The organism is Palleniella muris (genome assembly GCF_004792655.1).
GTDB lineage: Bacteria > Bacteroidota > Bacteroidia > Bacteroidales > Bacteroidaceae > Prevotella > Prevotella muris_A.
Genome location: NZ_SRZC01000006.1, coordinates 70,739 through 91,342, shown reverse-complemented (window position 1 = coordinate 91,342; position 20,604 = coordinate 70,739). Strand labels below are relative to the sequence as shown.

Sequence of the window (20,604 nt, the reverse complement as noted above, 5' to 3'; positions counted from 1 at the left end):
ACATTTTTTTGTAGATGTCACCGGTCCGCATGCATTTATCAACTGATATGGCTTGCCCCAAACAAAAACCTCAGCGCATCAACCTGCACCGTAATACGGTGCCTCATAATATAAACATGCCAATAGTTACTTTTCTGTGTGAGACACCGTCTTACGGTGCAGAGTCACTTACATGGATACAGCCCCGCATGCTGCCGTAAGCAGCATACGGGGTTAACAAGGAGTCACCGTTTCACGGTGCTTTTGATAGCATGTTTTTTTGTTTCGCCGGATCGTTGGCAATGCATCGAACTAACGTTTTTTTTATATGACGTTTGTAGAAAAGTCTCTGCTATGCAACCAAAAACGGTTGCTTTTCACGAATGTAGCCTTAATTGGTTGCATGGCAGAGAATATTACATTAATCAACAAGTACAGGATTTTCGTCCACCTGCCATGGGAGTCCCCACTTGTTGAGCATGTCCATGTATGGATCAGGGTCAAACTCTTCGACGGTGAACACGCCCGGTTTCTTCCACAGACCCTGCATGAGCATGGCTGTGCCAATCATCGCCGGAACGCCTGTTGTGTAGGAGATGGCCTGGCTGCCGACCTCCTTGTAGCACTCCTGATGGTCACATACATTATAAATATACACATGCTTCTCCTTGCCGTCCTTAACGCCGGTGAAGATACATCCGATGTTTGTCTTGCCGACAGTGCGAGGACCGAGGGACGCAGGGTCCGGGAGCAGGCGGCGGAGGAACTGTATAGGGACAATCTCCTGACCGTTGAACTCTACAGGCTCTGTGCCGAGCATGCCGACATTCTCAAGGCACTTCATGTGGGTGAGGTAGCTCTGTCCGAAGGTCATGAAGAAGCGGATGCGCTTCACTCCCGGGATGTTCTGTGCCAAAGACTCAATCTCCTCATGGTGAAGGAGGTACATGTCCTTCTCTCCGACACCGTCGAAGTTGTAGACACGCTTGATTTCCATCGGCTCTGTCTCCACCCATTTGCCGTTCTCCCAGTAAGAACCGTTGGCACTTACCTCACGGAGATTGATTTCAGGGTTGAAGTTTGTCGCGAAAGGATAACCGTGGTCACCGCCGTTGCAGTCAAGGATATCTATGGTGTGGATTTCGTCAAAGTAATGCTTCAAGGCGTAGGCTGTGAACACTGATGTCACTCCCGGGTCGAAACCTGTGCCGAGGATTGCGGTGAGCCCTGCCTCCTCGTAACGCTTCTTGTACGCCCACTGCCATGAGTAGTCGAAATATGCAGTGAAGCCCTTCTCCTTGCAGCGCGCCTCGTATGTCTTGCGCCACTCCGGATCGTTGGTGTCCTCGCACTCATAGTTGGCGGTGTCGACGTAATGCACGCCGCAGGCGAGGCACGCATCCATGATTGTCAGGTCCTGATAAGGCAGGGCAAGGTTCAGCACCACGTCAGGCTTCACCTCGTTGATGAGGGCTTTCAGCTCCTCAACGTTGTCCGCATCAACCTTCCTTGTGGTGATTTTCGCCTTCGTACCCTTCGCCTCAATGGCAGCTTTCAGGTCGTCACACTTGCTCACAGTGCGTGAGGCAATACAAATCTCCCCGAACACCTCGGCATTCGCCGCACACTTCTGGATTGCGACGCCAGCAACGCCGCCACATCCTATGACTAATACTTTTCCCAATTTTGATACTTTTTCTTTTACTGATTATATTGAACTTTATTTCGCAAAGTTACGAGTTTTATTGTATAAATAGTGCCGTTTTGCATATTTTAACTACGATTTCCCGCCCTTTTCTTGTAGGTTAGGCAAATAATGTGTACTTTTGCAGTCTTGAAACAAGCACCGGGGCTGACTGGATTTGACAGCAAGTTGAAGCGGTGTGTAAGCATGTGGAGCGGTGGCGGTAGGCTCCTTAATCTCTGCTGTCGAACATTTATCTGGCGAAACACGTTACGCTCTCGCTGCCTAAACGAAGTACAGTAGTTTACTGGCCTAATCCCGACACAAGGTGTTGGGACGAGACATCGCTCAGAAGCTCTTGTTCCGAAGCGTCTGGTAAAGCGGTGTAGGAAATTCGGGAATAGTCCGGAGGCAGCCTCGGCCGAAGGATGAGACTTTAGAGGCTAAGGTGCCGGTTGGTGGTCCGGGTCTTGTCGGCACTCGAAAATGAAGTCCGGAATAAACATGTAGAAAGCATATTGGTTCCTTGTGTGGACGGGAGTTCGATTCTCCCCAGCTCCACTTGACGGGTCGGACAGATTCCGGCCAACAAAAGTCTAAACAAGACTAAACCGCACAATATCAACTTATTGTGCGGTTTTTTAATGCCTAAAAATGACGACTCAGGACCGTCATCGGACAGAAAAAAGACTGAACAAGACACCCATTGGTTGCAAATCTGCTACACAAAAATCGTGAGATGCCAAATGTAGCAGTTGTGTAGCAGTAAGTGTCGTAACTATGTTTTGTGCAGCACTTTACGAAACCGAAACTCTGACATAAGTCGGAAAATAGCGGCCAAAATCGGACATCTGATGGCACACAAGAAATGGAGTCCGGTGGCATAGTCCGAAGCTTACATTTGATACCTAATTTTCTATTCCCATGCACTCCGTCAGAATACGCAGGACATCATGTCCGCTATTCGTCCTCTATTGGCCGAGGTGAGTCTAAGCAAAATTAAGTTTAACTCGTTATGAATTTTGCAAGGGGGTAAAAACCCTGCGCAATCATAACCACCAAATCCAAATGTAAGATGAAACAGAGCACATTTAAGATTCTGTTCTATCTCCGAAGCAATCATGTCAACAAGGATGGTACATCCGCCATCATCGTGCGCGTGTCTATTGACGGAGAAAGACAGGACTGGAGCACAAAATTGGTTTGCGAGCCAGAAAGATGGGATGGGAAAGCCGGTAAAGCCACCGGTCGTTCATCCAAGTCTTTTGAGATCAATAACCATCTTCAGGATATTCAGACTATTCTGACCAATCATTTCTATGACATCCAGCGTCGTCACGGCTACGTTACCGTAGAAATGGTGCGCAACGCCTACATGGGCATCACCCAGCGGGAGGAATCACTCCTGAAACTCTATGAGCAGCATCTGGAGGACACCAAGAAGCTCGTCGGACTCAGCAAAGCCGACCCCACCTACCGCAAGTACGAAAGAATGTACCGCCGCGTGGTGGAGTTCATGAAGAAGAAGTACAATATCACCGACATTCCCCTGAGAGAGATAAAGTATCAGTTCATCGTGGACTTGGAGTTCTTCCTCCGTACCGAGTATAAATACTCGCAGAACACCACCTACAAGTGCATGAAGTTCTTCAAGCAGGTAATCAACAAAGCCATCCGCGCCGGACTGATAACCGTTGACCCCTTCAACGGCTACAAAATCTCCATCGAGCGTGTTGACCGTGGCTATCTTACCGAAGACGAGCTTTGCAAGATGATGCAGAAAGAGTTTGCCTCCAAGCGACTGGAACAGGTGCGCGACATCTTCATCTTCGCCTGCTTCACCGGGCTGGCATACATCGACCTCGCCCACCTCCGTGTCGACAACATCCAGAAGATGTTCGACGGTCGCTTGTGGATAGTCACCCACCGTCAGAAGACCAACACGAAGGTAATGGTACCCCTACTTCCGCCGGCCCTGAAAATCCTCAACAAATATGAGGGCTGCTACACCGACGGCCAGCTCATGCCGATAATCACCAATCAGAAGCTCAACTGCTATCTGAAGGAGATAGCCGACATCTGTGGCATCGAGAAGAACCTGACGTTCCATCTCGCCCGGCACACCTTCGCCACTACCATGACCCTCGGCCGTGGAGTGCCCATCGAGTCGGTATCAAAGATGCTCGGCCACACAAATATCCAGACCACACAGATCTACGCGAGAATTACCGCCGACAAAATCGGAAAGGATATGGACATTCTTTCCAAAAACCTCGGCAATCTCGATTTCTAAGCTGAACATTCCATAAGCCTCTTGCGAGTGCCGTTCGGGAATGCTCGGACGGCACTCGCTGTGTCCTGACGTGAGATTTTCAAAAAAATTTCCACAAATTTCTACTTTAACATTCATTAAGAGTATTTGTATAAGTCGCTGTTATTCAACGATGAATTATTGCGGATTTTAGAAAATCAAGCGTTTTTTATCCTACACTTATCCCAACTCTATCCCGGAGTTATCATAGATGCACCTCCTTTTCCCGAAGTAACTTTGCATCACAAACAAACCGCTAAACCCACCTGATATGGACAATTACGTTATGTTCCCCCCTCATCCCGATCTGGCACAAGAGGTACAGAGAATGCAAGGCACTCTCAGCCGTCTTGAAAAGTTTCTCGCGGCTCAGGATGAGAAAATTCATAAAGCCGAGGAATATGGATTTATCCATGAGCGGCTTCCCAACCAGCCTATGGTGAGCAAGGATGAGGCCGCTGCTATCCTCTGTGTATCACCCCGACACCTTCAGCGCATCCGAAAACGGCTGGTGCTGAAATGGAAGAAGGTCGGTCGAGAAACCCACTACTTCCTGAAGGAACTTGTGGAGGCTATCGAAAAGTTCCAATGTCCTTGGAATCCGGTGGCATACGAGAAAGCAATGAAACGTGTAACCCGATTACCCCGATATTGATATGACAGTATTAGAGAAAAGAGCAATCCTCTCTGATTTCAGAGCCATAATTGATGATCTTCGAGCAGAAATCAAATGTGAAATCAGACGCGAAATCAAGGAAGCCAGCAAAGAGATTTATGCTGTCCTGACAAATCAGGGTATCATTGAGCCGGAAGAAAGAGTTTTGACCAAGGCACAGCTCATGGAAATGTATAATGTCGGCAAAACCAAAATAGAATCCATGATGGCTGACGGTACACTACCATTCATAAAATCCGGTGACAGCCGCCAGTCCCGCGTGACCTTCCGCTGGGCAGATGCCAGAATCGCATTTGAAACCACAAGAAGATAAAAACCATACCACCATACACCAATAATTAACGTGCCTCTTTTCAGGCACAAGTTTCCAACCCCAAAAACTTCTAATTAATATGGCACAAGAGCTGAATCAAGAAGAAGTCCTTATCGCCCGCAACAACGACACCGGGCAGGTAGGCGCGGTGACCGGACTCAACGAGGACGGCACACCCAAAATGACCGATGTAAAGTCGGCGAAACTCTCTGACCTCGTGAAATTCTCAAAAGGCCAGAACCCTCTCGAAGCTTTTATGTCGAACTTCGTGCGCCAGTGCAAGAACCCCTCGACATTCGGATTCTTCCGCGTACCCGCCGACCGATACGACACGGTGGGCACCGTAATCGGCGACCTCGCCAAAGACCCTGTGGCGAATGCCGAGATACTCAAAGATAACAAGGTCGATGTGGCGCTCCCGGCTCTGAAAGTCGAGCAGTCCAAGCAGACAGAAACCTCTGCGGAACCATCGGAGCAGACAGCGGATGAAGCTCAATCTCAGACAACCATGTCGCAGGAACCCAAGTGGCAGGCTATCGACCAGTCGAAAATCGACTGGGATATGCTCAAAGAGAAATGGGGCATCGACAAAGAGGCTCTCGAAGCCTCCGGCGACCTGAGGGAGATGCTTTATAACCGGAAATCCAAGCTGGTGAATATCACCCCGACCTTCGGAGGAGAAAAATTCAGCATCGAGGCTCGACTCTCTTTCCGCACTGACCCCGACGGCAGCGTCAAACTTGTCCCTCACTTCATCCAGAGCGAACAGAAGCTCGACCAGTTCATGGGACACAAATTCGACAAAATCGATCAGGCAAATCTCAAAGAGAACGGCAACCTCGGTCGTATTGTAGAACTGATCGACCCTGCCACCGGAGAGAAAGTTCCATCGCTCATCAGCCGGGACCGCTACACCAACGAGCTGCTGGCAATCCCGGCAAAGGATGTCAGAATCCGTGACACTTTCGGCCAGACGAAGCTGACCATGCCGGAGATCATGACCCTGAAGAAAGGTCTTCCCCTGCCCCCCAAAGAGGTGGTATGCCGCGATGGAAAGACCCGCACGGGAATACTCCAGTACAATGTCGACCGCAAGGCTGTCGAATTTGTACCCAACGGCATACACTGGTATGAGAAGGTGGAGCAGGCAAAGCGTGCCGCCGAAGCCAAGAAAGAAGGCAAAGGCGAATCCGTTTCGACCGAGGCTTCGGAAAAGAAGGCTGAGAGGAAACCCAACTGGACACTCAAAGACGGCAGCATCAAGCCTCTCGGACAATGGAACAAGATTCCGCTCACCGAACAGCAGAAGGAAGACTACGCCAACGGGCGTGTCGCCAAGCTCGACAACATGGTCGATGAGAAGGGACAGCCCTGCACTGTCTATCTGTACTTCGACAAGGAGAAACAGCGTCCGGTGACATCGCTCAATGACCCGCGTGTCAAGGTCGCCGACGAATCCCGCACCCAGAAGGCGGTGAACAACGACGGTCTCACCAACGAGGAGACGAAGAACATCACCGACCCTCTGACCAAGGGACAGACCCAGCCGAAGGACGAAATCCAGCAAAAGCAGCAGCGTAAGCCAAAGGGCCCGCGACTCTGATTCCCACAGCAGAGTATAATCCACAACCACTGAACCCACGCGGATGAAACGCCTAGGGAGGGTCCGGAACCTCCCGACGCTTTCGTCTCAAAATTCCCAACTCACAATAAAAACATTTCAAATATGACAAAGAAGACACTCGTGACAGTCGTAACCGCCAACCGTTTCATGGCTGAGACCATTGCCCGCGCAATCGGCGCAACCTCCGAACTCGAAGGCTACTATCATGGCAACGGCTATGCCGTGACATGGACCAACGGCGAAATCATCGAATCCGAATACAAGCATGGCGAAAAGTTCGTCATGAACTCCGGTCAGGACATGCGCCAGATGTACGCGCACCACTTCAATTTCAGGATGCGCAACTATGATGCGCTGCTCGGCTGGGAGAAGTCGAAAGCCGACGAAGCCCAACTCTCCGTAATCAAGACGCTGTGGGCAAAAAGCAATGTCGTCGTCAACGCCATGGAACCCACATTCGAAGGAGAACTGGCGTTCCTGAACCTGTACTGGTATCTCCGTATGCCGGTGACTGTGCGCCGCGCATGGCTTCCACGTCTGCGTAAGCCCATCATCATCCGGGCTGTCGAGAACGGCACATATTCTCCCGACAAGCATGAGGCATGGCTCGCGGAGGAACTCGTGAATTTTTTTCTCAAAGCCAATTCCGAGGCCGCAGGAAAAGACCTCGACATCGAATCGGCTGAGAACGAATCAGCCGATGAAAGCGGCGACGTGGAACTGAATATCGTGAAGGGTCAGACTCTTCACAACATGGTCACCCTGTGGATGGATGCCACTATGGAACTCGGCTACGATTTTGAGCCGACGTTCCTCATCGCCCACAAACTTTACGCCAAAGGGCTGATCTCATACCCCTACCTCTACCAGAACGGCATCCCCGGCAATGTTTATGACTCCATGCGTCGTGACTTCCGTGTGCTGGAACACAACCCCTGCTACGGCCGGATGGCTAAAGAAGTGGGATGGCTCAGCACCCGCAACACCTTCCACAATGGCGAAACGCCCTATAACGGTCATGGCATAGTCACGACCGGGCTGCATCCCACCGACCTCAGCCGTGACGAGGAAAAACTCTACAACCTCATCGTGAAGCGAGTCATCGAGGCCTTCACCCCCGACGAGAATGATTTTCAGAAGAAAGCCCGCAAGAAGCGTAAATCCCACAAGAAAGCGGGTTAAGAGGCTTGAAAATCAGCTAAAATATCAATAACTCCTCCCGAATGTCCCGAAGATTTTGTATCTTTGCACTTGATTCAACGTCATATAATGTTTTTGTTTCATTTTTGACGTGGATTTAGTGGTTGGACATCGGGCGGGAACCCGGTGTCCTTTTGCTTATATGCCTACCATACACCACTTTAAGCAAACAGGATTTCGGCAAACCACTAAATTCCCCACCATAATGAAACAATCTCATGAAAATGAGATGGACTATTTCGCAGCCTATCTCTACGGTCACCTACGTGACCACCGCTTTCCCGAATTAACAGACCCAGAGTTTATCAATACCCGCGCCGGCGAAGCATATAAGACCATGACCCACCTTATCCTCGAAGGGCGCAGTCAGTCCGTAGCCGAGGAACTCGCCATGCGTGTTCTTCTCGAAGGTCACTATGTGTCCCGTTGGGATGTGATATTCAACCTCCTTGAAGAACTGTTCCACAACGACCTGCCGACTGAAGAAGCAAAAATTGAGTGGGCAGAATTACTGCTCGGACTCCGTTACGTCAACGCCATACTTGACAAGTATGAAGTCAACGGGGACTTCCTCAGCAGAGAAGATTACCCGAGGCTACAGAACGAGTTAGCGGGTACCATTGCGGACATTTTAGAACAATACCGCAATGAGTTACAATAGACTACAAACAATGCGCGACAACATCGAGGCGATACGGATGGCGTTTAGTCTCGGTGTCAAGGGGCGCGGGGCGCAGACTGCCGAGGAGATTGCAGTGCTGCGCAAGTATGCCGGATTCGGTGGGTTGAAGTGTATTCTCAACGATGCCAATGAACTGGCGGATGCCGCCAAGTGGAGCAAGAGCGACATTGAACTGTTCGCGCCTACGGTAGAGCTGCGTCGGCTGATTCACGATTATTCTCGTGATGATAAGGAGTTTAACCGCTATATGGAGTCGTTGAAGGCGTCAACGCTGACAGCATTCTATACCGACAACCGTATTGTTGATGCTATTTCCGATGCGCTTAAATATCAGGGTGTAGAGATAAAAAGTTTTCTTGAACCGTCTGCCGGACAGGGAGCGTTTATCGACTCTTTCCTGCGCAATGACAGATACCCCGGAGCCGAGGTGTTGGCTTACGAAAAGGACTTGCTCACCGGTAAAATCTTGTCAGCCCTGCACCCGTCAATGCTGACACGCATAGAGAGGTTCGAGAAGATTGAGAGTGACTTCAACGGTTACTTTGATGTTGCTGCCTCCAATGTTCCTTTCGGAGATTTCGCGGTTGCAGACCCGGCTTATGCCGTTAGCAAGGAGATTGGCTATCGTCAGGCTTCCAAGTCGTTGCACAATTACTTCTTTCTCAAAGGTCTTGACCAAGTGAGAGAAGGAGGCCTGATTGCCTTTATCACATCGCAGGGTGTAATGAACGCCGCTTCGCCTTTCATAAGAATGGAGCTTGTGAAAAAGGCTGACCTTGTGGCGGCTCTGCGTCTGCCCAACAATACGTTCAGCGAAAATGCTGGAACAGATGTCGGCTCTGACCTGATTATTTTCCAGAAGCACACCGAAAAGAATATGGGGCGTAAAACGAAGCGTATAAAACGACATAGAGGGGAATAGGGCGGAATGCATTGGTTATTAATGGTTTAGGGCGGTTGCTGAAAAATACGGGCGTAAAACGAAACGTATAAAAACTTAACATTAGATTTACATTTATGTTACATTGGCGGGCGTTAAGCGAGCAGAAACTGCATGAAAATATTACATTAGAACACACAAAGGCTGTATTCCTTGCCCAAGGCGACAAATGCATGAATATTTGACACCCTGAAATGGCTGTATTTTAGCCTTTTATGTGTCTTAGCTTGTATATAGACTTTGTGCTTTTACGCCTTTAGATGGGCTAAAAATGACTTAAAAACAGCGTTATAATGCCTATTTAATAGGGGGGCTTTACGCTCCTTTTTTTTGTGTCCAGAAATGGTGTTTTTCGTGACTGGGGTTACAGGTGGGGTTACAAAGTGGGGTTACATTTTGAAAAAAGTGGGGTTACAAAATAGGGTTTTGAGGGTACAAATGGAGAGGGGGTATAAATATGGTTTTCCTCATTTCGGCTTGAAAAACCATGCCGATAGTACCCCCTCTATTTCCACACCGTTTTCAAATTTCACCTTATTATATATAGGGAATTACGGTTTAGGGAGGGGGGGGAAGCCGCAAAAGAGATGGTAAAGATGTAACGTTTCGATATGTGCGGGGGTGATGGAGGGTGATTATGGGACGGGGCTGACGAGGTTGGATGGTTTAGGGTGGTTTATTCCAGCCTGATGACCCCGATGACGAGTGCGACGGCGTGTATGGCGGAGCATGGGATTTCGAATGGATCGTATTTTTCGTTATCGGAGACGATGAGGACATGGTCCTTGTCGCTTCCGGGCTTGATGCGCTTGATGAGCGGTCCCTGGTTAGTGTCAATGACGTAGACCTTATTCCACTGGAAGAAGAGGTCGGTCATTGGAACGCGCTGGCACGCCACGATGTCGCCAGAGAAGTATTTCGGGTACATGCTTGAGCCTTTGACTGGTATGAGGAAGTCCGCCCCCTTGAATGCCGGTATTACATAACGCTCGCACTCATATTCGAGGACGGTTCTTTCGCCTGTGAGTGCGCCCGCCATTGCGTCGATGGGTATGAGAGGTATTCCCTCCCCCGGCTTGGTAGCCTGTGAGGCGAGAGGTAAAGCATCATTTTTTTCTGAATCTCTCTGGTAGTTTGGATTATTTTTTGTACATTTACAGTCGGAAATGTTGCCAGAAGATGAGGAATCTGACTCGGGAGTCATTTCGTTTTGCAGCATCTTTCCCTTGCCTGTTATAAGCCAGTTAATATTAACATCTGGGGCGTAAGCAAGAAATCTTGTAAGATTATCCTCGCTTATACCATTGTTTTGTTGTAGTACACCGCGTGTTACACCTGATTTTTTGTAAAATTCGTATGGAGTAACCCCTTTTTTTGATAAATAAAGCAAGATATTTTGCTTTATAAGCGATTTTTCTTGTTGCTTTTCTTGCATAGTCGAGATATATTGTTTATCTTTGCAGCGCATTAACAATATTAACATCAAAAACAGCGTATGGAACGAATTGAAATCAATGGCGGCATTAAAGATTGTCAATCAGCGGCAGCATTGTCTCTTCAGAACCGTCAGAATGCAGAAAGACTTGCTGAGCTTGAGCGGCAGCGTAGGAATCTATCATTCTTGGTATGCCGTATTCTTCAAGCTGCCCCTGAATATAGGCTACATCCTGAAGAACTTGCAGTTGGAAGCGTCGGTGACTTATCTTTTCTTTCTCAGGAGATGGAAGCGTATCTGAGAAGTCGTATGGTGCGAGCGAATCCCTCTCAAACTTCCAGATAAGGTATTTGGCAAGCCACACTTTGCTGTCTGTCTGAGGGTCATTCTTAAAAATGGCAGGCAGCAGCGATGTGAAGTAGTTTCTCAGTGCATTGAACTGCGCTTTGAGTATGATGGTGTCCGTATTCATATACCGTTTTGTTAACAATGTTAATTGGCGGCAAAAATACGAAAAAAAATCGAGATAAACGAATAAAGCATGAAATTTTAATATTAATAATGTATGAAGCGTATAATTTTGGAGTATGGTAAAATCGCAGAAATCGCCAAAGTGATGGACTGCACCCGTACTATGGTAAGTCTGTCATTGAACTATAGGAAGAACAGTTTTCTGGCACGGAAGATCCGCCATGTCGCGAAAACCCAGTTTGAAGGAATTGAGGTTGGTGAGTAGTAAGGAGGAACGCATTATGAAGGCATTGATGAAAATAATGTTGGCTTTGACTCTTGTTCTTATTTGGATATGGTTCGTCCTTAGTTTCAAATGGAGCTATGAGGACATGTCACCGGCGGAGAAGGTTGTCGGTGTTGTCTACTTCGTTACAATGGTGCCGATATACTGTGGCATCAAGGCGTTTGGCAGGTGCCTTATTGAGTATTAAACTATTATTGGCAGGAGATATATGGAGTATCACGAAAACACACTCTGCATCAGTGCGAGGGAGCTTGTTGACGGCGGTGTTATGACACAGTCCAACTACAAGCAGATGTCTGCCCGCAAACGCATCAATGTGGTGCGTCGTGGTGGTGGTGCGGTAGGCAATTACGCCCTTGTAGCCGTTGACAGCCTGCCCTCTCCTTACAGGGATGCGGTGAGGAGCCTGTATGGCGACGGCGGCAGTGTCCTTCTCCGCGGCTGGGTGATGTCCAACTATGAGCTTGACCAGCATGCTGTCGCCTTCTTCAACGACTGGGCGGTGCGGAGCAGAAGCAGTAATGCCACAGCTGAGCTTGCCCGCCGGTATGCCATAAACGCAAGCGTGCTGAACTGCTGCATCAGGCTGTACGACAACGCCTCCATGCGCAAGAAGCTCATGGGTGAGAAATACGGCTGGGAGGACATGACAATGGTGATAGAGACCCTCCGCGATGAGTTGGGTCATGACCTCCCGACGAGCACCCTGCGCTTCAGGAAGAAGGTCAGCGAGTACCGGCAGTACGGATACGAGTGCCTTATCAGCTCCAAGTTCGGCAACCAGAGCGCGCGGAAGGTGGATTACAAGACCGAGCGGCTGATACTTGGCATCGCGGTACTTCCGAACAAGCCGTTCAACACCAGTGTGCTTGAGATGTACAATATGTTTGTGACCGGGGAGTTGGATGTCTATGACCCGGACAGCGGGGAGCTTCTTAACCCTGATGATTATACGGACAAGAAGGGCGAGCCGCTGGAACTGAGCGAGAGCACTATCAGCAATTATCTCAACAAGCCGAAGAACAAGCTTCTGATCGAGCACAAGCTGATGAGCTTCACCACATTCATGCACGAGCAGATGCCACACGTCCACAGGCACAGCGGCGAGTTCTCACTGAGTCAGATAACGATGGACGATGTTGACCTGACACGCAAGCTGAGGGACACGAAACAGAGGGTGCATGCCTATTATGCCTATGATGTTGTCAGCCAGTGTGTGGTCGGCGCAAGCTACTCAAGGAAAAAGGACCAGGGTCTTGTCGTTGACTGCTTCCGTGACATGTTCAGGCTGATAGAGCGCAACGGTTGGGGCATGCCTGCCGGCATCGAGGTGGAGAACCACTTGATGACAGAGTACAAGGACGGCTTCCTGCAGGCCGGTGTCGCTTTCCCCTTCGTCCATTTCTGTGCTCCCCAGAACTCACAGGAGAAGTATGCCGAGGCAATGAACGGCGCAAAGAAGCGCAGCATCATCCACAAGAACCACGAGGGCATCGGCAGGTTCTACGGCAAGGGCAAGTGGCGCACGGAGAGCAAGAAGATAAGTGACGAGACCAACGAGATGTGGGAAGACAAGGAATATTTCAGCTGGGAGCAGCTGGTGGCAGAGGACAGGGCTGACTGCGCTGAGTGGAACAACACCCTGCACCCTAACCAGAAGAAGTATCCTGGCATGACGAGGTGGCAGGTGCTTGTGGCAAACATCAACCCTACTCTGAAACCGTACGACAAGGTTATGCTGAGCCGTTATATCGGCGAGAAGGTGTCCACCTCCGTGCGTCGCAATTCAACAGTGAGAGTCCTTGGCGATGACTGGTGGCTGAGTGATACCAGTGTATTGGAGAGGCTGGAGCCAAACAATTACAAAGTGACGGCCTATTTCCTGCCTGCCGAGGACGGAGACACAGAGGACATCTATATATTCCAGGGCGACCGTTACATCGATAAGGTTGAAAAAGTTGTTACATACAACAGGGTGATGGCTGAGCAGACGGAAGAGGACACTGTGGCATACATCGAGCAGCAGAAGAAGATTGCAAGGTTCGGCAAATATGTCAGAGAAAACGCAATCGACAGGGTCGGCATCATGAAAAAGGAGGATGTGCCTTGTATCGAGTCTGAGCCGGTTGCGCTCAGAGTTCCGGAACAGGAGGCCATTGAGGAAACGGACGATGTTGTTGACACTTTCAGCATGTACAGCTTCCGTTCACCAATCGAAGACTTATAGAATAACATAAAAACAGCGTTAGAATTATGATCAAAGAGACGCAGAAACAGCGGATTCTGGCAGCGATAGCCGCCAACCGTCCTAACTATCCGAGCGACGCAAAGCATGCGGCAAGTCTCGGTATCAGCACATCAGTCTACAGTGCCATAAAGAACGGGCAAACTGAAAAAGCCCTGAGTGATGCCAACTGGATAGGCATAGCAAGAAGGTTAGGTGTGAGCCTTCGCGGTGAGATGGAATGGAAGGCGGCAAAGACCCCTACCTTTGAGTATATCACCACACAGCTTGAGTTTTCACAGAAATCCAGTCTGAGTGCCATTCTTTGCGACATTCCGAATATAGGCAAGACATTCGCGGCAAAGCACTATGTCCAGACTCATCCGCATGCGGTATATATCGACTGTTCACAGGTGAAGACCAAACTGAAGCTTGTGAGAAAGATAGCCGGTGAGTTCGGCATTGACGCCAAAGGGCGCTATGCTGATGTGTATGATGACTTGGTTTACTACCTGAGGTCAATAGATTGTCCGTTGGTTGTTTTGGACGAGGCCGGTGATTTGCAGTATGAGGCGTTTTTGGAGTTGAAAGCCTTGTGGAACGCCACAGAGCGTTGCTGCGCCTGGTACATGATGGGCGCTGACGGTCTGAAGGAAAAGATAAACCGCTCCATAGAGTGCAAGAAGGTTGGCTACACCGAGATGCTGAGCAGATACGGTGACAGATACTCCAAGGTCACGCCTGATGACGGACGCGAGCGTGAGAAATTCCTTACAGCACAGGCGATGATAGTCGCTAAGGTGAATGCACCGGAGGGAGCTGACATCAAGGCCGTTGTGCGCAAGACACGAGGCGGTCTGCGGCGTGTGTACACAGAAATTGAAAAACTTCGACTGTCGGCTGCGCCTCAGCAATTGGAGCAAGCTCCATTGCGTTCGGCTTGCACGCCAGTTGAGAAACTCAAATGTCATCAGAATGAAGAGAGCGTATAGTCCGCGTGACATAGCGGCAAAGAAATGGAGGACCCTTCCGTGGGATGAGCGGTGGAGCGGTCCATTCGGCGAGCCTGCCGAGACCGCCTCATGGTTTATCTGCGGCAGGAGCGCAAGCGGCAAAAGCTCGTTTGTAATGCAGCTTGCCAAAGAGTTCTGCCGGTATGGCATCGTCCTGTATGTGAGCTATGAGGAGCGTGTAAATCAAAGTTTCCAGCGGCGCATGGGCTATCTCGGTATGAATGAGGTGCAGGGGCATTTCCGGGTTATCACAGACGACACATACGATGAGCTGGTTGCCCGTCTGAAAGCCCCCAAGTCGCCAAGGTTCGTGATAATAGACTCGTTCCAGGTCGCCCATGACATGGGCATGGACTATCCTAAGGCGAAGGCTCTTACAGAGATGTTCCCCAAAAAATGTTTTGTGTTCGTCAGTCAGGAGAAGAAGGGCGAGCCGATGGGCGGCGGAGCTCTCAAGCTGAGGTACTGGTGTGACATGAAGATATGGGTGAGCGGTTACAAGGCTTATTGCCAAGGACGCTCCATCAACGATGCCGGAAGCTATTTTACGGTATGGGAGAAGGGGTTGGTGCAGACAAGCAACAAAATACAGACAAGCAACAAAATACAGACAAGCAACAAAATACAGACAAACGAAAACAAATGACTATGGGAAAAGAAAAAATCTACATCAGCGGGGCGATAGCCCACTATGACTTGGAGGAGCGCAGGGATGTGTTCGCCTGTGCGGAGGAAAGGCTTCTGAGGGCAGGCTATCTGCCTGTGAACCCATTCCGGGAATGCGACCTGCGCAGAGTAAAGCGCGTCGTATGGGCAGCCAAAAAGAAAGGGGGTGCGGCATGACAATAAAAGAAGCATGTCACTATTCGGTAGATAACGGGTGTTATCCTGTATTTTTTAGCACCATGGTGGGGCTTGATTTCAAGCTAAAAACACGCCCAGAATTATATGCAAAAACCGCCAGCCCCCGCAAGGTGGTTATTGAAATAACCACCTTTCGCCACGTTTGTTTCGGTGCGGAGCATTATTACGCCAGCATTAAAGCAGACGGCATAATGATATGTGAGGATGTAACGGCAGAAAAGGGCAACCAAATACGCATGCATTGTGGCTATTTATGCGAAGAGTTTAATAACTTACCAGCAAGTAAGAAAGACTTATACGCGCCCAAATACACCATATCAGTTTGCAGGGCGGTATCAGAAAAGGAACTTGCTAAAGACCCAATACGCTGGCAGGGCTATCGAGCTGGAGACCTTACAAATGCCTTTTACACAGAGGATGCCGCATTAAGGAGGGCACAAGCTATAGTTAAAGCCCGTTTTTCTAACATGTGGCAGGTAAGTATAGAAAAAGACTAACATTATGCGCAGAGCGATAAGTAACAAGAACGTAATTGAGAGTAACGCCACGGTCATAAAGATCATAGCGTGCCGTACCACCAAGAAAACGGACTTATAGCATGGAGCAGGAGGTTTTTAATTTCAAGCGGTTTTTCGGTCTGTTCAAGCGTCTGGCTTACATAGGTGACCGTGATGAGTTGCGGAGAGGGCTTGTAAGCCAGTACACGAACGGCAGGACTGATGAACTGAGATATATCAGGGAGTCGGAATATGAGGCGTTGTGCGCGAGCCTTGAGCGTGAGCTGAGTGTCATCGACGAGGTTTCCTTGAAGCATAAAGTGAGAAAAAAGCGCAGTGTCTGTCTGAAACTTATGCAGAAGTTGGGTGTCGACACCACGGACTGGTCAAGGGTGAACGCCTTGTGCCGTGACGCGCGGATATGCGGCAAGGACTTTTATCCTCTGACGGTGGAGGAGCTTGACGCCTTGAGCGTGAAGCTGCGCAGCATAGAGCGCAAGGGCGGGCTCAAGCCTCAGGGGCAGGACAGTGGACAGGGAGGTGGTATGGCATTCATTATACCGATAAACATTGATGACAAATACAGTAACTGACATGAAAGAAACGGTGAGACGCATAATGCAGTACATCTTTGATACTGCGGAGGCAAAGGGACTTGACGGCGAGCGTTATCTTGAGCTGCTTGAGGAGCTTGAGCATGAGATAGAGTGCCACATAGAGATTACACAATACACCCAAGGGGTGGATGAAGACGAGTATTAACAATTCAACTTTCGCAAGTGCTCAAGTTTGATGGTCAGTGAGGTTTGTGGTTGTAGGTTATGGGTTTGCGGTTACTGTGGCAATCCCCCCTGAAACCTAAAACAAACGGCCTAATGAACCTCAAGCGGGTTGCGAGTTGAGCTTACGAAATTTGGCTTAACAACAAATAAAAACAGACAACATTATGGCAAAAAGAGCAAAGAAAGTCCTGGTGACAGGCGTTAGCAGGGAGATGGCAGAGGACGCATTCGCAAGCTATGCGAAGGCAGATGCCCAGAGTTCAAAGATTACTGCGGACATAGAGCTGCAGTGTGCGAGAATCCGTGAGAAGTATGCCGGCCGTCTGGCGGAGCTGGAGGAGGAGAAGGCTGTCGCTTTCGACACCCTGCAGGCTTTCGCGACAGAGAACCAGTCGGAGTTGTTCGCAAAGAGGAAGAGCCTTGACATGACTCATGGCGTGATAGGCTTCAGGACCGGTACGCCGAAGTTGAAGACCCTGAAAGGTTTCACCTGGGCGAGTGCGTTGCAGCTGGTGAGGAAGTTCCTTCCCGACTATGTCCGTCAGACGGAAGAGATTGCGAAGGACAAGCTTTTGGCAGACAAGAACTATGTTTTTGGCGAGGGCATTGCGACGATGGCGGAGCGTATGGCGGAGTGCGGCATCCAGGTGGTGCAGGATGAGAGTTTCTATGTGGAGCCGAAGAAGGAGGACACGCCGTTATGATTCAGAAGGTGAAGAAGCCGGAGAAGGTGGGTATGTAGGAACTTTTGTATAAACTGTTAACATAAAATGAGGCATTCCTTACGGAGTGCCTCATTTTATGTTTGCCGGTATGTATTATTTTTGCTATCTTTGCAGTTATGAAGCGAGGAAGAAGCAAGGTCCTGGTCGCCGCGCGTGACCGCAGGATGTTTGAAAGGTACTTTTATTGGACGGAAGTCCGCCGCCTGCGTTTTGATGACGCTATAAGGAAGCTGAGCGAGGAGGAGTTCTTCGTCTCGGAGGGACGTGTCATGCAGGTTGTCCGCAGGATGATACAGGAGGGTGCCACTGTCGAGGGCAGGCAGATAGAGAAGCCCCTGTTCACAGGCTTCAAGGGTACAGCCCGGCGGAAAGCGACACCTTCAGACGCTCCTGTCCCGGATATGCCTCTGTTTCCCGGATTTCCTCAGTGACGGGCACGGAGTAGACCGCCTCATAGACCTTTATGCCATGGTTCCATGTGTAGAACCGTGACTTCTCGCGGTCCAGTCCCCCTTCATCGACAGGGCGGAAGCCTTGCAGCTGCCTGTGGAGTTCCGCCACCATTTCGGCACGTGCGAGTATGGCGTCCGTTGTCCCCGAGTTGCAGTGCGTGTCATCGTAGCAGTCGATGATGAGCTTCACGCCGACCTTTGCCGTTCCTTTCTGGCTTTTGCCGGCGATGTCTGACCAGTCGCACTCCGGCGCATCGATGAGGACGGCGGGGAAGGTCAGAGGGTACATGTCGATGTTGTCCTTGTCAAGCGCCTCCAGCTGTCCGTAGTCCTCGTCCACAAGGGAGAGCGACGGCATGCTCTCCTTTATGTGGATGACAAGTTTATGAAGAAGGTGTTCCATTTGTCAGTTTGCTTTTTATTTTGTCCAGTGATTCATTGATAGTCTTGTTGATTTTCATGCGCAGCTCCTGCGAGTCGCCCATGAACCGTCGCTGCGGGATATGCACAGTAAGGCGCTTCTTCCTTGTCAGCGCAAGCCCTTTCCATTTTTCCGCCTCCCGGGGCAGTTCCTTCGGGAGCTTCCTGCCTTTGCCTTTCACTCCTGCGAGGGAATAGGCCATGCGCCATGCGTACTTGCGCATTTTCTTTGTGACGGTTGTCTGTATGTCTCCGCCATCGTTGTGCATTGCGGCATACGGCACAGGGTTCTCTATGGACACCATGCCGGGAGACGGGCGCGCCTGTATGGAGCGCATGAGGTGGTTCCGCCTTGATGTCAGTGGTCCGTATCTGGCATCGGAGGTGCCGGCGTCCTGCCTCTTTGTCCGCTTCCATGGGTGCCGGCCGCCGTCAAGCCATCCTCCGTCGCGGAAATTCTGCTTGAAATGGTTGACGGCTATCGTGCCCACTTTGCGCGGAAGGCGGTCACAAACCTCCTTCTCAATATCCTTTTTGGCACGCTGAATGTGCTTTTCTATGTTTTTTGCGTCCATAATAATATTTTATTGCATAATTATTTGGTGATTCAAATATTTTTTGTACCTTTGTGGTGGTATCGGTCAACTTTACATTCACGTGTTTAATGGCCTATACCTCCAATGGGGCTTTTTAGCCCCGTTTTTTATAAATATAACATTTTTCTCCGTGTTTTACTATAATAATACGGTTTTTATGTGATTGCTTAAGGAACCCTCCAATAGTGTTGTTTATTATCCTTCTTGAAATGAATGGTGGAATTTCCAAAATTGCATTATCTGCTTGTCTTTTTGCCGCTTTCACACGGTTTAATATGGCTTCATGGTATTTATCGGTATTGCCACTCTGTTCAACATTCATCATGCTTTTGCCATCAAATAACAGACCACCAATCATATAATCAGGATTCTTATTCGGAATCACACCATCAGGGTGCAATATAGGACGCAACGCAGCTTGTTCTGCATTCTTAGGATCCAGTCTTGGTAATAGATAAACTTTTTTACCTAATTTTTCATGGATAAATACTGCAAGCCTAACATTCTCATCCTTTTCATCTTCTCCATGGTATGGGCTTGTAAAAATATTACCTCCATTTGATGTTGTATATGTAGATACATATGGTGGCTCCACATCTACCAGTTCTTTTAAACTTCTAATGTTTGACTGTATGAGATTGTCTATATCTTGACAGTTGTAGCAGTCTTTCTGTTGGTTCTTGAACCATCCTTTGAGCCTGTTTTTGAATCCGCTGTTCCTGTATGCGAAGCAGTGTCTGCAGTCCTTCGGGAAATACGGGTGCGAGTCAGAGAACGTATGCCCGTCCTTTCCCGGATTGTTCTCCAGTCCGCGCTGCGGCTTCACATCCTCCATGCCGTCCAGAGCCTCCGGAGTTGCCGGCTCGTCCGTCGCCTCGAGAGAGCACTTGCAGTTCCAGCGGTCACCCGGGCGGTGCATGTCCCAGAACGGATGACCGACAGGCAGTGTGAGCCTTGCCTTCCAGTACCGGCTGTGCACGCTGTCCGGTTCCGGCGATGTCGTAGGCATCCACCGGAGGTTAGGCATGACATCCTTGTTGCGCTCGAACTCCCTCCAGTCGGCGGCGTTGTGCGCGCGGATTACTGCTGTGTCATACTCCGTGCGCAGCCATGAGCCCACCTGATGGCTCTTTATGGAACTTACATCCCTTTCCCAAATGCGGAAAGGTTTCAGGTGACCTCCTGCATCATAGAGTTTCGCTGCCATCTCGTCCGCCATGGTGTGCGCCTTGAATGCGGCGAACACCTCATTTGAGTGTCGCAGCTCACGGTAGAACTGCTCATCATGAGCAGGCGGTGCGGCAGCCTGTGACAGTCCTTCCACAGTGCCTTCGTTGATTATCCGGAGTATCTCTCGCCACAGTCCCTTGTCAACGGCGGATTCCGCACCCTCTTCGCGGTACAGCCTCTCCATGAACATTTTCAGGATA

23 protein-coding genes, 1 other RNA gene and 1 pseudogene are annotated in these 20,604 nt (G+C 49.7%); 19 read left to right on the top strand and 6 right to left on the bottom strand.

What is annotated here, in order from left to right; translation table 11 throughout:
* Window positions 1-400 precede the first annotated feature (400 nt).
* The gene (locus E5358_RS04995) at window positions 401-1,663 is read right to left on the bottom strand and encodes a saccharopine dehydrogenase family protein (protein ID WP_135939158.1); all 1,263 of its coding nucleotides are present in this window, start codon (window positions 1,661-1,663) and stop codon (window positions 401-403) included.
* 164 nt (window positions 1,664-1,827) lie between these two features.
* Here E5358_RS04995 and ssrA point away from each other — a divergent pair.
* The 8 genes from ssrA to E5358_RS04955 all read left to right on the top strand — a co-directional run bounded on the left by ssrA (window position 1,828) and on the right by E5358_RS04955 (window position 9,391).
* Window positions 1,828-2,227: a transfer-messenger RNA gene (ssrA, locus tag E5358_RS04990) on the top strand.
* 511 nt (window positions 2,228-2,738) lie between these two features.
* On the top strand, window positions 2,739-3,956 hold the full coding sequence (locus E5358_RS04985) for a site-specific integrase (RefSeq protein ID WP_123486109.1): 1,218 nt from the start codon (window positions 2,739-2,741) through the stop codon (window positions 3,954-3,956).
* 289 nt (window positions 3,957-4,245) lie between these two features.
* Window positions 4,246-4,629 carry a hypothetical protein gene (locus E5358_RS04980; RefSeq protein WP_123486108.1) on the top strand — a complete coding sequence of 128 codons (384 nt, stop codon included), beginning with the start codon at window positions 4,246-4,248 and terminating at the stop codon, window positions 4,627-4,629.
* A gap of 1 nt (window position 4,630) precedes the next feature.
* Entirely contained in the window at window positions 4,631-4,963 is a 333-nt protein-coding gene (locus E5358_RS04975) for a hypothetical protein (RefSeq protein WP_123486107.1), read from the top strand.
* Between the two features lie 79 nt (window positions 4,964-5,042).
* Window positions 5,043-6,566, top strand: coding sequence for a DUF4099 domain-containing protein (locus E5358_RS04970; RefSeq protein ID WP_123486106.1), 1,524 nt, complete (start codon window positions 5,043-5,045; stop codon window positions 6,564-6,566).
* A 123-nt stretch (window positions 6,567-6,689) separates the two neighbouring features.
* Window positions 6,690-7,769 carry a DNA topoisomerase gene (locus tag E5358_RS04965; protein ID WP_123486105.1) on the top strand — a complete coding sequence of 360 codons (1,080 nt, stop codon included), beginning with the start codon at window positions 6,690-6,692 and terminating at the stop codon, window positions 7,767-7,769.
* A gap of 223 nt (window positions 7,770-7,992) precedes the next feature.
* Window positions 7,993-8,448 (top strand): DUF1896 family protein, encoded by a 456-nt coding sequence (locus E5358_RS04960; protein WP_160631018.1) that lies wholly within the window; start codon window positions 7,993-7,995, stop codon window positions 8,446-8,448.
* Window positions 8,449-8,458: 10 nt separating this feature from the next.
* On the top strand, window positions 8,459-9,391 hold the full coding sequence (locus tag E5358_RS04955) for an N-6 DNA methylase (protein ID WP_277821165.1): 933 nt from the start codon (window positions 8,459-8,461) through the stop codon (window positions 9,389-9,391).
* Between the two features lie 694 nt (window positions 9,392-10,085).
* Here the strand turns inward: E5358_RS04955 and E5358_RS04950 are convergent.
* Complete coding sequence (locus tag E5358_RS04950) at window positions 10,086-10,613, bottom strand: S24 family peptidase (protein ID WP_277821164.1); 528 nt, start codon at window positions 10,611-10,613, stop codon at window positions 10,086-10,088.
* A gap of 319 nt (window positions 10,614-10,932) precedes the next feature.
* Window positions 10,933-11,316 (bottom strand): hypothetical protein, encoded by a 384-nt coding sequence (locus tag E5358_RS04945; RefSeq protein WP_135939156.1) that lies wholly within the window; start codon window positions 11,314-11,316, stop codon window positions 10,933-10,935.
* A gap of 93 nt (window positions 11,317-11,409) precedes the next feature.
* On the opposite strand from E5358_RS04945, the gene E5358_RS15065 reads away from it, so the two are divergent.
* The 11 genes and pseudogenes from E5358_RS15065 to E5358_RS04895 all read left to right on the top strand — a co-directional run bounded on the left by E5358_RS15065 (window position 11,410) and on the right by E5358_RS04895 (window position 18,137).
* A complete protein-coding gene (locus tag E5358_RS15065) occupies window positions 11,410-11,580 on the top strand; it encodes a hypothetical protein (RefSeq protein WP_168354586.1) in 171 nt (56 codons plus the stop codon).
* Window positions 11,581-11,596: 16 nt separating this feature from the next.
* Window positions 11,597-11,788 (top strand): hypothetical protein, encoded by a 192-nt coding sequence (locus E5358_RS04940; protein WP_135939155.1) that lies wholly within the window; start codon window positions 11,597-11,599, stop codon window positions 11,786-11,788.
* Window positions 11,789-11,809: 21 nt separating this feature from the next.
* Window positions 11,810-13,828 carry a hypothetical protein gene (locus tag E5358_RS04935; protein ID WP_277821163.1) on the top strand — a complete coding sequence of 673 codons (2,019 nt, stop codon included), beginning with the start codon at window positions 11,810-11,812 and terminating at the stop codon, window positions 13,826-13,828.
* Window positions 13,829-13,854: 26 nt separating this feature from the next.
* Window positions 13,855-14,727 (top strand): annotated as a pseudogene (locus E5358_RS04930) (AAA family ATPase); the annotation flags it as partial.
* Between the two features lie 73 nt (window positions 14,728-14,800).
* A complete protein-coding gene (locus tag E5358_RS04925; RefSeq protein ID WP_135939153.1) occupies window positions 14,801-15,484 on the top strand; it encodes a DNA repair protein RadA family protein in 684 nt (227 codons plus the stop codon).
* A gap of 2 nt (window positions 15,485-15,486) precedes the next feature.
* Window positions 15,487-15,681, top strand: a complete 195-nt coding sequence (locus tag E5358_RS04920; protein ID WP_135939152.1) for a hypothetical protein — start codon at window positions 15,487-15,489, stop codon at window positions 15,679-15,681.
* The gene (locus E5358_RS04915; protein WP_135939151.1) at window positions 15,678-16,199 is read left to right on the top strand and encodes a hypothetical protein; all 522 of its coding nucleotides are present in this window, start codon (window positions 15,678-15,680) and stop codon (window positions 16,197-16,199) included. The genes E5358_RS04920 and E5358_RS04915 overlap by 4 nt, the downstream gene beginning before the upstream one ends.
* A 101-nt stretch (window positions 16,200-16,300) precedes the next feature.
* Window positions 16,301-16,792, top strand: coding sequence for a hypothetical protein (locus E5358_RS04910; protein ID WP_135939150.1), 492 nt, complete (start codon window positions 16,301-16,303; stop codon window positions 16,790-16,792).
* Window positions 16,773-16,961: a hypothetical protein gene (locus E5358_RS04905; protein WP_135939149.1), complete on the top strand. Its 189-nt coding sequence runs from the start codon at window positions 16,773-16,775 to the stop codon at window positions 16,959-16,961. The genes E5358_RS04910 and E5358_RS04905 overlap by 20 nt, the downstream gene beginning before the upstream one ends.
* Window positions 16,962-17,145: 184 nt before the next feature.
* The gene (locus tag E5358_RS04900; protein ID WP_135939148.1) at window positions 17,146-17,685 is read left to right on the top strand and encodes a host-nuclease inhibitor Gam family protein; all 540 of its coding nucleotides are present in this window, start codon (window positions 17,146-17,148) and stop codon (window positions 17,683-17,685) included.
* A gap of 137 nt (window positions 17,686-17,822) precedes the next feature.
* Window positions 17,823-18,137 carry a transposase gene (locus tag E5358_RS04895; protein ID WP_277821162.1) on the top strand — a complete coding sequence of 105 codons (315 nt, stop codon included), beginning with the start codon at window positions 17,823-17,825 and terminating at the stop codon, window positions 18,135-18,137.
* Here the strand turns inward: E5358_RS04895 and E5358_RS04890 are convergent.
* From E5358_RS04890 to E5358_RS04880, 3 genes are all read right to left on the bottom strand, one after another.
* Entirely contained in the window at window positions 18,055-18,561 is a 507-nt protein-coding gene (locus tag E5358_RS04890; RefSeq protein WP_135939147.1) for a hypothetical protein, read from the bottom strand. The genes E5358_RS04895 and E5358_RS04890 overlap by 83 nt on opposite strands.
* A complete protein-coding gene (locus E5358_RS04885; RefSeq protein ID WP_135939146.1) occupies window positions 18,542-19,153 on the bottom strand; it encodes a phage virion morphogenesis family protein in 612 nt (203 codons plus the stop codon). Before E5358_RS04885 ends, E5358_RS04890 begins: the two co-directional genes overlap by 20 nt.
* Before the next feature lie 115 nt (window positions 19,154-19,268).
* On the bottom strand, window positions 19,269-20,588 hold the full coding sequence (locus tag E5358_RS04880) for a hypothetical protein (RefSeq protein ID WP_135939145.1): 1,320 nt from the start codon (window positions 20,586-20,588) through the stop codon (window positions 19,269-19,271).
* Between the last annotated feature and the right edge of the window lie 16 nt (window positions 20,589-20,604).